Consider the following 12501-nt stretch of genomic DNA (forward strand, 5'->3'; position numbering starts at 1 on the left):
CCTACTGAGGGCCTATAGCTCAGTTGGTTAGAGCAGAGGACTCATAATCCTTTGGTCCACGGTTCGAGTCCGTGTAGGCCCACCACATTTGAAAGCCGCGCTACTTGCGCGGCTTTTTCTTGGGCGATCGGTTGGGGGGGGACAATCTTTGCGAGCGCAATGTTCGGAAGACTTCCCCGAAGGCTGTAGGAATGTTCCGAAGCTGTTTTTTCTCCCCTCCCCGCGCCTTGTTGACTGTTTCCCCAGACAAGTAATCTCCGGACGCCACTGCCCGTCCAGGATTGTTTTTATGCTTGTGAATGCTGCGCCACTGATAAAGGAAGCAGCCGACCAACCAACCTGGATCGACCTTGCTCTGCCAGATCTAAGAACATTGCCAAGAGAAATTCGGTCAGCCGCAATCGAAGAAGTAAAAAGGGCTGACGACGCCGAAGGTGCTCTCAAAATCCTTCTGAATCACTTTGGGTTCGTCGACGATTCCGTACTGGCCGTTACTATCCTCACGCCTATTGGAAACGTTGCAGTCATGCGAGACAAACTGGCCCATATCGTCGAGAAACGTCCAGACTCCCGAGAACGCTATGTTCGACATGCCATCGACACGCTGGCGGGACCTTTCGAAGTATGGAAAGTCCTCTACGATAATGGCGGATTCCGATTGGCATTCATCAACGCCTATGAGGCAAAAAACGACATGCTCGTCGTGGTCGATGTGCGGAACGGGCACGTCCTCTGGAATTTCATGCACGCTCCGTCAAGAGCAATGAACAAGCACCGCCAAGGCGATCTTTTGTACAAGCGGTACATTCTTGAAGACAAAGAAAAGGGCAGCCAGTTGGCTGCCCTTGATATTTGAATCCTGATATTTGCATCCTCAGGAAATGGGATGAAGAGGTCTCACCTTACACCGATGTTGCAGCATCGCTGAGGTACCTACGTCCGCTAAAGCCCTGCAAGGCAGCAGATTTCGCGCTCTTGTTGGCATTCTTGATAAATAGGCCCGGCAAGTCAAACCAAATATTTGATGTTTGTTTTGGCGAAACGATTGCCTCCACGCATAAGTGACGTGCTCAGTCATCGTCAGCAGCGTGTCGCAGATAGTGCCTGTAACATGCGAACTCATCCGCACTCGACAGTCATGGAGCCGCCCCTTTGCCCGACACCCGCCCCCCCGCCCTCGACGAAATCGACCGCCAGCTGATCGCCGCCCTGCAGATCAACGCCCGCGAAAGCGTGGCGATGCTTGCCCGGCAACTGGGCATTGCGCGCACCACCGTGACTTCGCGGTTGGCGCGGCTGGAGAAGGCCAAGGTGATCACCGGTTATGGCGTGCGTCTGGGGCAGCGCGTGGTCGATGGCGGGTTGCAGGCGTATGTCGGGATCAAGGTACAGCCGCGTTCCGGCAAGGAAGTGTTGCGCCGGTTGAGCGCGATGGCGCAGGTGCAGCAGTTGTGTGCGGTGAGTGGCGAATTTGATTATGTGGCGTGGTTGCGCACCGACTCGCCGGAGCAGCTGGATCAGTTGCTGGATCAGATTGGCAGTGTGGATGGGGTGGATAAGACGACAACGTCGATCATTTTGAGTAGCAAGATCGATCGGGGGCAGCCGGTTTAAATGTGTTGGCTGAGAGGGACTCTTCGCGAGCAGGTTCGCTTCTACATCTGGTCGATATGCAGTCACCCATCGTCATATTGATCAGTTAAATGGCAAAACGACGACACATTGCGTCTTATTAACGTGTTCCACGCTCCCTAGAATGGCTGGCATCTTTTCCTATACTCAGACGCGCGTCCTGCGTCGGGTCGCCAACAGGGTCAGCCATGAACAAGAACAATCGCCATCCTGCAGACGGCAAGAAACCCGTCACCATTTTCGGCCCGGACTTTCCGTTCGCGTTTGACGACTGGATCGAACACCCGGCCGGTCTCGGCAGTATTCCTGAACACCACCATGGCGCTGAAGTGGCAATTGTCGGCGCCGGTATCGCTGGTCTGGTGGCCGCGTACGAGCTGATGAAGCTCGGCCTGAAACCGGTGGTATACGAAGCTTCGAAGCTCGGTGGACGCCTGCGTTCGCAGGCGTTCAACGGTACCGACGGCATCGTTGCGGAACTGGGCGGCATGCGTTTCCCGGTGTCCTCCACGGCGTTCTACCACTACGTCGACAAGCTTGGCCTTGAGACCAAACCGTTCCCGAACCCGCTGACGCCAGCCTCCGGCAGCACGGTGATCGACCTGGAAGGTAAAACCCATTACGCACAAAGCCTGAAGGATCTTCCTGCCCTGTTTCAGGAAGTGGCTGACGCCTGGGCGGATGCGCTGGAGGCGGGCTCGCAGTTCGCCGATATCCAGCAAGCCATCCGTGACCGCGATGTGCCACGCCTCAAAGAACTGTGGAACAAACTCGTGCCGCTGTGGGACGACCGCACGTTCTACGACTTCGTGGCCACCTCCAAGGCCTTCGCCAAACTGTCGTTTCATCACCGCGAAGTGTTCGGTCAAGTCGGTTTCGGTACCGGCGGCTGGGATTCGGACTTCCCCAACTCGATGCTGGAAATTTTCCGCGTGGTGATGACCAACTGTGACGATCACCAGCACCTGGTGGTCGGCGGTGTGGAGCAAGTGCCGCAGGGCATCTGGCGGCACGTACCGGAGCGCTGCGTGCACTGGCCACAAGGCACCAGTCTGAAATCCCTGCACCGTGGCGCGCCGCGTTCCGGCGTGAAGAAAATCGCCCACGCGCCGGACGGCCGTTTCGCCGTCACCGACAACAACGGCGACACCCGCGAATACGCCGCCGTGCTGACCACCTGCCAGAGCTGGCTGCTGACCACCCAGATCGAATGCGACGAAACCCTGTTCTCGCAGAAGATGTGGATGGCACTGGATCGCACGCGCTACATGCAGTCGTCGAAGACCTTCGTCATGGTCGACCGCCCGTTCTGGAAGGACAAGGACCCGGAAACCGGTCGCGATCTGATGAGCATGACCCTCACCGATCGCCTGACTCGCGGCACCTATTTGTTCGACAACGGTGACGACAAGCCGGGCGTGATCTGCCTGTCGTATTCGTGGATGAGCGACGCGCTGAAAATGCTCCCGCATCCTGTTGAAAAACGCGTAGAGCTGGCGTTGAACGCGCTGAAGAAGATCTACCCGAAAGTCGATATCGCCGCGCGGATCATCGGCGATCCGATCACCGTGTCGTGGGAAGCCGATCCGTACTTCCTCGGCGCATTCAAAGGCGCCCTGCCCGGCCACTATCGCTATAACCAGCGGATGTACGCGCACTTCATGCAGGACGACATGCCAGCGGAGCAGCGCGGGATTTTCATCGCCGGCGACGATGTGTCGTGGACACCGGCGTGGGTCGAAGGCGCGGTGCAGACTTCACTCAACGCGGTGTGGGGCATCATGAAACACTTCGGCGGTTCGACACATAAAGAGAACCCGGGCCCGGGTGATGTGTTCAAAGACATCGGCCCTATCGCCCTGCCCGAGTAAGAGGAATCCCTGATGCGTGTAGCCCTTTACCAATGTCCACCGCTGCCCCTGGACCCCGCCGCCAACCTGCATCGCCTGCAGCAACTGGCGATGGAGGCCAAGGGTGCCGACCTGCTGGTGCTGCCGGAAATGTTTCTGACCGGCTACAACATCGGCGCCGAGGCAGTCAGTACGCTGGCCGAGGTCTACAACGGTGAATGGGCGCAACAGATCGGTCGAATCGCCAAAGCCGCCGGGCTGGCGATCGCTTACGGATACCCCGAGCGCACGGCCGACGGGCAGATCTACAACGCCGTGCAATTGATCGACGCGCACGGCGAGCGCCTGTGCAATTACCGCAAGACTCACCTGTTCGGTGATCTGGATCGGTCGATGTTCAGCCCGGGGGATGATGATTTTCCCATCGTCGAACTCGACGGCTGGAAAATCGGTTTCCTGATCTGCTACGACCTGGAGTTTCCGGAGAATGCGCGGCGTTTGGCGTTGGCCGGTGCCGAGCTGATTCTGGTACCGACGGCGAACATGATTCCGTTCGATTTCGTCGCCGACGTCACCGTGCGTTCCCGCGCCTTCGAAAACCAATGCTACGTGGCGTACGCCAATTACTGCGGACAGGAAGGCGAGATCCACTATTGCGGGCAAAGCAGCATCGCTGCGCCGGACGGCAGCCGTATCGCCCAGGCCGGCCTCGATGAAGCGTTGATCGTCGGTGAGCTGGATCGGCAATTGATGGCCGATTCCCGCGCCGCCAACCGCTACCTCAACGACCGTCGCCCCGAGCTTTACCATGCGTTGGACAAGCGCTGACCCCACGCAATCCGCTAGCATGGGCACTTCACTGTTCTGGAAGTGCCCATGCCTGCGCCGACTCACACCCGCCCCCACACTGAAACCCTGGCCAACGGCTTGCGCGTGACCCTGCGTCAGGTGCCCGGTTTGAAGCGCAGTGCCGCTGCATTGCGGGTGGCCGCCGGTAGTCATGACGTGCCGCTGGAGTGGCCGGGACTGGCGCATTTTCTCGAGCATTTGCTGTTTCTCGGTACCGAGCGATTTCCTGCGAGTCAGGCGCTGATGGCCTACGTGCAAAGTCACGGTGGGCAGGTGAATGCCAGCACCCGAGAACGCACCACCGATTTCTTTTTCGAACTGCCGACCTCCGCCTTCAGTGCCGGGCTTGAGCGTCTGTCAGACATGCTCGCCCATCCGCGTATGAATCCGGACGATCAGTTGCGCGAACGGGAAGTGCTGGACGCGGAATTTGTCGCGTGGTCGCAAGATCCCACGGCCCTGCAGGAATTGGCGTTGTACGAAGGGTTGCCCGCCACGCATCCGTTGCGCGGGTTTCATGCGGGGAATCGCGACAGCCTGAAAGTTGAGTTACCAGCGTTTCAACAGGCGCTGAAGGATTTCCACCGGCAGTTTTATCGCAGCGGGCAAATGACGCTGAGCCTGGTCGGACCGCAGAGCATTGAAGCATTGCGCGTACTGGCGCAGCAGTTTGCCGGCGCGCTGCCGGTTGGGGATAAGCTCGAACAGGCAGCGACCGTGCCATTGGCGGTGAACAGTTATCAACAGGTCGGCGAGCGAAGCAGCCATCTGCTGTTCGCTTTCGAAGCGCTGCCCGACTCGTCCGCCGAAGCACTGGCGTTTCTCTGCCATTGGCTGAACAGCGCCAAGCCCGGCGGTTTGCTCGCCCATTTGCAGCAACAACGCCTCGCGGACGGTTTGAAAGCGGTGCCGCTGTATCAGTTCGCCGGGCAAGCGTTGCTGCACCTGCAATTCACCGCCCCCGCCGACTCCCTCAGCGCCATTCGTGAACATCTACTGGACTGGTTGGGCTTCTTCGCCGCGCAACAGGACTGGGCAGCGCTACGCGAGGAATACGCCAAATTGCTGGAACGTCAACAGCAAGTCAGTGGCGCACTGCTACTGGCGCGCCGCGACAGCGAACAACTTGAACACGGCTTGTCGGAAAACGGCGTGGCCGCCCTCAAACACATCCTGCGCGACATCGGCGTTGTGGATAACTTCAGCGCGCATTGGCATCGGCCTGCCGCCAACCCTTTCCTCGGTTCCAGCGAACCGCTGGCCAACGCCGGGCTGATCCGCGGCCAGACCAGCGCCCATCGTGGATTGCGCACTTTCGCTCAGGATCGCTCGCGCGGGCGGCGTGAGCGTTCACCGATGCAGTTCAGTCAGGCGCTGCCGGACTACACTGATCACGGTGCGATCTACTTGCGTTGGCAAACCGCAGCGCAGGCTGGCGTCGATCTGCAAAGCAAGCTGCAACGCAGTCTGCAGGAAACTCAGGAAGATGCACGGCAAGCCGGCGTCGAAATCGCGTTCAGTGCCACCGGCACTCAGTGGCTGCTGAAACTGACGGGACTGCAGGAGCCGATGCCCGGTGTCCTGGAACACGCACTGAAATGTCTGACGCAAATCGACGCCGATTCAGCCAACGCTGGGCCGGAAGCGCCGTTGATACCGATCCGTCAGTTGCTCAAGGCGTTGCCTGAACATTGCCTGCCATCGGCCGTCGAGTCGAACGACGCCAAACAGGTGTGGACAACGTCGCGCTGGGACGGACTGGCGCTTGGTCTCAACGCAAAAACTCAATCGGCCATGGGTCTGGCCCTGAGCCGCATCCCCGGCACACCGGACAATCAACTGCCGACAGTGCCGACGATCAATGCGCAACATGTGTGGAGCCACATCGACACCGCCTCCAGCGAGCATGCGCTGCTGCTGTTCTGCCCGACCGCAGACCACGAAATCGCTGACGAAGCCGCCTGGCGACTGCTCGCGCAGCTGTGCCAGACCCCGTTCTATCAGCGCCTGCGCGTCGAATTGCAATTGGGCTACGCGGTGTTCAGTGCCTTGCGGCAGGTACATGGTCAGAGTGGATTGCTGTTCGGTGTGCAGTCGCCAGAGACTGCGCCCGTTGAGCTGCTCGGTCATATTCAGCAGTTCCTCAAAAACATTCCTGCGCTGATCGAAAACCTCGACGAAGTGCATTTCACCCAACAACGCCAGTCACTCGCCGATCAGTTCGATGAGCGTCAGCTGTCCGGCAAAGACGCCGCCGAATTGTTGTGGCAGGCCAGACTCGCGGGCCACTCGTCGGATTATCTGGGACAACTGCACACGGCCATTGGTCAACTGCAACGCTCGACATTGCTGGCGGCAGCGCGGCGGTTGCTCAACGCCGAGGGCGGCTGGCGCTGCCTGGCCAGCGAATCGTCACCCGGCGCACCGTGGCAAGCGACCAAATGATCATTACCAAGGCTGCAAGGAGCTTTCTCAAAGATTCACGGGCAATACCGTTGAAATTTTGAGTAACATAGCAGCCTAACTATTTGGAACATCCCTGCGCTGCCGTGGACTATAACTATGGACAGCGCTATCCCACCCACCCTGAAGGAGACACCCATGTCCTGGACAAAACCGGCTTACACCGACCTGCGTATCGGCTTCGAAGTCACCATGTACTTCGCCAGCCGCTGAGTTCTGCCTACGCAGACTTGCAGTGCAACGCCTCGGCTCGCCGGGGCGTTTTATTTTCAGCGTTGAAAGATGGGAGCGTTCATGTTCGTCCAGATTCTGGGTTCGGCCGCCGGTGGCGGATTTCCGCAGTGGAACTGCAACTGCGTCAATTGCGCAGGCTTTCGCGACGGCAGCCTGAATGCCAAGGCCCGCACCCAGTCGTCCATCGCGATTTCCGACGACGGCGTGAACTGGGTGCTGTGCAACGCCTCGCCGGACATCCGCGCGCAGCTGCAGAGCTTTGCCCCGATGCAACCGGGCCGTGCCCTGCGTGACACCGGCATCAGCGCGATCATCCTGATGGACAGCCAGATCGACCACACCACCGGCCTGCTCAGCCTGCGCGAAGGCTGCCCGCATCAGGTCTGGTGCACAGACATGGTTCACGAGGATTTGAGCACCGGTTTCCCGCTGTTCAAGATGCTCACCCACTGGAACGGCGGGTTGAACTGGAACCGCATCGAACTCGACCAGAGCTTCACCGTCGCTGCCTGCCCGAACCTGCGCTTCACTCCGCTGCCGTTGCGCAGCGCCGCACCGCCGTATTCGCCGCACCGTTTCGACCCGCACCCGGGCGACAACATCGGCCTGATCGTCGAAGACCTCAACACCGGCGGCAAACTGTTCTATGCACCGGGCCTGGGCAAGGTCGACGCGCCGCTGCTGGAAATCATGGCCGGCAGCGACTGCCTGCTGGTGGACGGCACGCTGTGGGATGACGATGAAATGCAGCGCCGTGGCGTCGGCACCCGCACCGGTCGTGAAATGGGCCACTTGGCGCAGAACGGCCCCGGCGGCATGCTCGAAGTGCTGGAGCAGTTGCCTGAGCAACGCAAGGTGCTTATCCACATCAACAACACCAACCCGATTCTCGATGAGGATTCGCCGGAGCGCGCGGAGCTCGCGCGGCGTAATGTTGAAGTGGCGTTCGATGGCATGAGTATTGTGCTGTAGCGGATGGCCCCATCGCTGGCAAGCCAGCTCCCACAGTGTTCTGTGGTGTACACAAAAACTGTGGGAGCTGGCTTGCCAGCGATGACGTCCGACCAGACACCCAAGATTTTAACGGTTGTTCCCCGGAGAACCGCAATGACCGACACCCCGCTGTCCCCCACCGAATTCGAAGCCGCACTGCGCGCCAAAGGCGCCTACTACCACATCTACCACCCGTACCACGTGGCGATGTACGAAGGGCGTGCCACCCGCGAGCAGATTCAGGGCTGGGTCGCCAACCGCTTTTACTATCAGGTGAACATCCCCCTGAAAGACGCGGCGATCCTCGCCAATTGCCCGGATCGCGAGATCCGTCGCGAGTGGATTCAACGCCTGCTCGACCACGACGGCGCCCCCGGTGAAGACGGCGGGATTGAAGCCTGGCTGCGTCTCGGGCAAGCGGTCGGCCTCGATCCGGATCAGTTGCGCTCCCAGGAGCTGGTGCTGCCCGGCGTGCGTTTCGCTGTCGATGCCTACGTCAACTTCGCCCGCCGCGCCAGTTGGCAGGAAGCCGCCAGCAGCTCGTTGACCGAGCTGTTCGCGCCGCAGATCCACCAGTCGCGCCTCGACAGCTGGCCGCAGCATTACCCGTGGATCGACCCGGCCGGTTACGAATATTTCCGCACCCGCCTCGGTCAGGCGCGGCGCGATGTCGAGCATGGTCTGGCGATCACGCTCGAGCACTACAAGACCCGCGAGGGTCAGGAGCGCATGCTGGAAATTCTCCAGTTCAAACTGGACATTCTTTGGAGCATGCTCGATGCCATGAGCATGGCTTACGAACTGAACCGCCCGCCGTACCACAGCGTCACCGAACAACGGGTCTGGCACAAAGGAATCACCTTATGAGTTTCGATCGCAGCAAGATCCCGACCTGGCGTCCCGGCTACCGCTTCCAGTACGAACCGGCGCAAAAAGGCCACGTGCTGCTCTACCCCGAGGGCATGATCAAGCTCAACGACAGCGCCGCGCTGATCGGCGGTTTGATCGACGGTGAGCGTGATGTCGCGGCGATCATCGCCAAACTCGATGAGCAGTTCCCCGGCGTGCCCGAACTCGGTGACGACATCGAGCAATTCATGGAGGTTGCCCGTGCGCAACACTGGATCACCCTTGACTGATGTGCCGTCCAGGCCCGAGGTCGGCCTGCCGCTGTGGCTGCTCGCCGAGCTGACCTACCGCTGCCCGCTGCAATGCCCGTACTGTTCCAATCCACTGGATTTCGCCGAGCAGGGCAAAGAGCTGAGCACCGAGCAGTGGATCAAGGTGTTCCGCGAAGCGCGGGAGATGGGCGCCGCGCAATTGGGGTTTTCCGGTGGTGAGCCACTGGTGCGCCAGGATCTTGCCGAGCTGATTCGTGAAGCGCGGCAGCTGGGTTTCTACACCAACCTGATTACCTCGGGCATCGGCCTGACCGAGCAGAAGATCAGTGACTTCAAGAAGGCCGGTCTCGATCACATCCAGATCAGTTTCCAGGCCAGCGACGAGCAGGTGAACAACCTGCTCGCCGGCTCGAAAAAGGCTTTCGCGCAGAAGCTGGAAATGGCTCGCGCGGTGAAGGCCCACGGCTATCCGATGGTGCTGAACTTTGTCACCCATCGGCACAACATCGACAAGATCGACCGCATTATCGAGCTGTGCATCGCGCTCGAAGCGGACTTCGTCGAGCTCGCCACCTGCCAGTTCTACGGCTGGGCCCAGCTCAACCGTGTCGGCCTGCTGCCGACCAAGGAACAACTGGTGCGTGCCGAACGCATCACCAACGAATACCGCGCCAAACTGGAAGCCGAAGGACATCCCTGCAAGTTGATTTTCGTCACCCCGGATTACTACGAAGAACGCCCGAAAGCCTGCATGAACGGCTGGGGCAGCGTCTTTCTGACGGTGACTCCGGACGGCACCGCCCTGCCCTGTCATGGCGCCCGACAGCTGCCGGTGCAATTTCCCAACGTGCGCGACCACAGCATGCAGCACATCTGGTACGACTCGTTCGGCTTCAACCGCTTTCGCGGCTATGACTGGATGCCCGAGCCGTGCCGCTCCTGCGACGAGAAGGAACAGGACTTCGGCGGCTGCCGCTGTCAGGCGTTCATGCTCACGGGGGACGCGAGTAACGCCGATCCGGTGTGCAGCAAGTCCGAACATCACGGCGTGATTCTCAAGGCCCGCGAAGAAGCCGAGACCGCCACCCAGACCATCGAACAACTGGCCTTCCGTAATGAACGAAACTCACGCCTCATCGCCAAGGGCTGAGCCTTTCAGCGCCACCCAGGCCGTCGCCGCCGGAATGGATTTCGCCGAACTGCAACTTGGCATTCACGGTTTGTTCTGGAATGAATATCGCCCCGAAGACGCCGCGTGCCGGATCTGGCACTGGCGCGACGGCGTGGCGAAATGTCTGACGCCGAATGGCTTCAGCGTGCGTAGCCGGGTGTACGAATACGGCGGTGGCGCGTTTTGTCTGACGCCGGACGGGGTGGTTTTCGTCAATGAGGCGGATCAGCAGTTGTATCGGCAGACGCTGGATGGCGCGCCCGAGGTGCTGACTTCTGGCGAGTGTCGTTATGGCGATCTGCATTGTGCTTTCGGCCAGGTACTGGCGGTTGAGGAGCAGCAAGATCAGCATCGACTCGTCGCCATTGATCTGGCTGACGGCACCCGGCATTTGCTGACTGAAGGTGCGGATTTCTATGCTGCACCCACCATCAGCCCGGATGGCCGACGTTTGGCGTGGATCGAGTGGAGCCGACCACATCAGCCATGGACGTGTACGCGATTGATGGTCGCCGAGCGTCTGGCTGAGGGTGGCTTTGGCGCAACGCGTTGCCTGGCGGGAGCTGACCTTGAAGAGTCGATCCAGCAACCGCGATTCGACACTGAAAATCGCTTGTACTGCCTGACCGATCGCGGCGGTTTCTGGCAGCCGTGGGGTGAAACGTCTGACGGTTTGCAGCGGCTGCCCTGCGCCGAGGCCGATCATGCGCCCGCCCCTTGGCAACTGGGTGGCTGCACCTGGTTGCCGGTGGGCGATTCGTTTCTGGCGAGCTGGACCGAGGGCGGTTTTGGTCGCCTGGCGCTCGACGGCGACGACTTCACCGGCGACTACAGTCGTTTCCGGCACCTGGCGCTGGATCAGCAACTCATCTATTGCATCGCCGCCTCGCCAATCAGCCCCTCGGCGGTGATAGCCATTGATCGCTCCAGCCGCGAAGTGAATGTGCTGGCCGGTGGTATTGCGCCACTGCCAGCGGAGCGCATCAGCCGGCCGCAGACCTTGCGCTACCCGAGCGGCAGCGGGGAGGCCCACGGTTTCTTTTATCCGGCGATGAACGACGAAACGCAGCCACCACTGGTGGTGTTCATCCACGGCGGCCCGACCTCGGCCTGCTACCCGATGCTCGACCCGCGCATCCAGTACTGGACGCAACGCGGTTTTGCTGTCGCCGACCTCAACTACCGCGGCAGTAGCGGTTATGGCCGCGAATACCGTCAAGCGTTGCATCTGAGCTGGGGCGAGGTGGACGTCGAGGACGCCTGCGCGGTGGTGGCGTATCTGGCCAGACAAGGTCTGATCAACGGCGAGCACGCGTTTATCCGCGGCGGCAGCGCCGGGGGTTACACCACGTTGTGTGCGCTGGCGTTTCATCAGGTGTTCCGCGCCGGCGCCAGCCTCTACGGCGTCAGCGACCCGGTGGCACTGGCCCGGGCGACGCACAAATTTGAAGGCGATTATCTCGACTGGCTGATCGGCGATCCCCAGCAGGACGTCGAGCGCTACGCCGCACGCACACCTTTGCTACACGCGAACAACATCCGGGTGCCGGTGATCTTCTTTCAGGGTGAACTGGATGCCGTGGTGGTGCCGCAACAGACCCGCGACATGGTCACGGCGCTGGAACGCAATGGCATCCCGGTCGAGGCGCATTACTACGCCGAGGAGCGCCATGGCTTTCGCCGGGCGGTGAATCAGGCACATGCGCTGGAGCAGGAGTGGACGTTTTATCGGCGGGCGATGGGGTTGGCGGACTGAATACCGCACTTCTTTCAAAATGGCGCCGCCCCCATCGCGGGCAAGCCCGCTCCCACAGGTTCTTTGGTGTACACAAAATGTGTGACCTACCGAAAACACTGTGGGAGCGGGCTTGCCCGCGATAGCAATCTATCTCGCGCCGCTGAACTCAGCGCTTGGCGATGATGTACACCGCATGCACGATCCCCGGGATATAACCACACAGCGTCAGCAGAATGTTCAGCCAGAACGCCCCGCCGAACCCGACCTGCAGAAACACACCCAGTGGCGGTAACAGAATGGCGATGATGATACGAATGAAGTCCATGGGTCAGCTCCTGATTGGGGGTTGGCTCACTTGAGCCATACAAGCTAATCGACCTGCGCCGTTCGTCAGGGTTCAGTGCAAACGCCATTTGATCGCCACTATCGGGCATAAAAAAACGCCCCACG

Annotated in this window: 12 protein-coding genes and 1 tRNA gene; 12 read left to right on the plus strand and 1 reads right to left on the minus strand. The window is 60.4% G+C overall.

The features are described 5' to 3' along the window. Positions 1 to 8: 8 nt before the first annotated feature. The 12 genes from AC193Q_RS17580 (at position 9) to AC193Q_RS17635 (ending at position 12069) form a co-directional block, all read left to right on the plus strand. A tRNA-Ile gene (locus AC193Q_RS17580) sits at positions 9 to 85 on the plus strand. A gap of 204 nt (positions 86 to 289) precedes the next feature. Next, positions 290 to 856, plus strand: a complete 567-nt coding sequence (locus AC193Q_RS17585) for a PBECR2 nuclease fold domain-containing protein (RefSeq protein WP_121187494.1) — start codon at positions 290 to 292, stop codon at positions 854 to 856. 296 nt (positions 857 to 1152) lie between these two features. Then, positions 1153 to 1614: an Lrp/AsnC family transcriptional regulator gene (locus tag AC193Q_RS17590; protein WP_121187497.1), complete on the plus strand. Its 462-nt coding sequence runs from the start codon at positions 1153 to 1155 to the stop codon at positions 1612 to 1614. A 206-nt stretch (positions 1615 to 1820) separates the two neighbouring features. Further along, positions 1821 to 3503, plus strand: coding sequence for a flavin monoamine oxidase family protein (locus tag AC193Q_RS17595; RefSeq protein ID WP_047297002.1), 1683 nt, complete (start codon positions 1821 to 1823; stop codon positions 3501 to 3503). A 12-nt stretch (positions 3504 to 3515) separates the two neighbouring features. After that, positions 3516 to 4310, plus strand: coding sequence for a carbon-nitrogen hydrolase family protein (locus AC193Q_RS17600; protein WP_483878634.1), 795 nt, complete (start codon positions 3516 to 3518; stop codon positions 4308 to 4310). A 48-nt stretch (positions 4311 to 4358) separates the two neighbouring features. Further along, positions 4359 to 6776, plus strand: coding sequence for a pyrroloquinoline quinone biosynthesis protein PqqF (pqqF, locus tag AC193Q_RS17605; RefSeq protein WP_483878635.1), 2418 nt, complete (start codon positions 4359 to 4361; stop codon positions 6774 to 6776). 156 nt (positions 6777 to 6932) lie between these two features. Next, positions 6933 to 7007 carry a pyrroloquinoline quinone precursor peptide PqqA gene (gene pqqA, locus AC193Q_RS17610; protein ID WP_003422658.1) on the plus strand — a complete coding sequence of 25 codons (75 nt, stop codon included), beginning with the start codon at positions 6933 to 6935 and terminating at the stop codon, positions 7005 to 7007. A gap of 81 nt (positions 7008 to 7088) precedes the next feature. Further along, positions 7089 to 8000 carry a pyrroloquinoline quinone biosynthesis protein PqqB gene (gene pqqB / locus AC193Q_RS17615; protein WP_041070011.1) on the plus strand — a complete coding sequence of 304 codons (912 nt, stop codon included), beginning with the start codon at positions 7089 to 7091 and terminating at the stop codon, positions 7998 to 8000. A 135-nt stretch (positions 8001 to 8135) separates the two neighbouring features. Next, positions 8136 to 8888 (plus strand): pyrroloquinoline-quinone synthase PqqC, encoded by a 753-nt coding sequence (gene pqqC / locus AC193Q_RS17620; RefSeq protein ID WP_003228879.1) that lies wholly within the window; start codon positions 8136 to 8138, stop codon positions 8886 to 8888. Continuing rightward, a complete protein-coding gene (pqqD, locus tag AC193Q_RS17625; RefSeq protein ID WP_095668163.1) occupies positions 8885 to 9160 on the plus strand; it encodes a pyrroloquinoline quinone biosynthesis peptide chaperone PqqD in 276 nt (91 codons plus the stop codon). The genes pqqC and pqqD overlap by 4 nt, the downstream gene beginning before the upstream one ends. Further along, on the plus strand, positions 9132 to 10292 hold the full coding sequence (gene pqqE, locus AC193Q_RS17630; RefSeq protein ID WP_095668162.1) for a pyrroloquinoline quinone biosynthesis protein PqqE: 1161 nt from the start codon (positions 9132 to 9134) through the stop codon (positions 10290 to 10292). The genes pqqD and pqqE overlap by 29 nt, the downstream gene beginning before the upstream one ends. Beyond that, entirely contained in the window at positions 10258 to 12069 is a 1812-nt protein-coding gene (locus AC193Q_RS17635; RefSeq protein ID WP_483878636.1) for a S9 family peptidase, read from the plus strand. The genes pqqE and AC193Q_RS17635 overlap by 35 nt, the downstream gene beginning before the upstream one ends. A gap of 148 nt (positions 12070 to 12217) precedes the next feature. Here the strand turns inward: AC193Q_RS17635 and AC193Q_RS17640 are convergent, their stop codons facing one another. Continuing rightward, a complete protein-coding gene (locus AC193Q_RS17640) occupies positions 12218 to 12376 on the minus strand; it encodes a YqaE/Pmp3 family membrane protein (protein WP_003228885.1) in 159 nt (52 codons plus the stop codon). Positions 12377 to 12501: the final 125 nt, after the last annotated feature.

The sequence above is a fragment of the Pseudomonas sp. F2 genome (assembly GCF_057174385.1).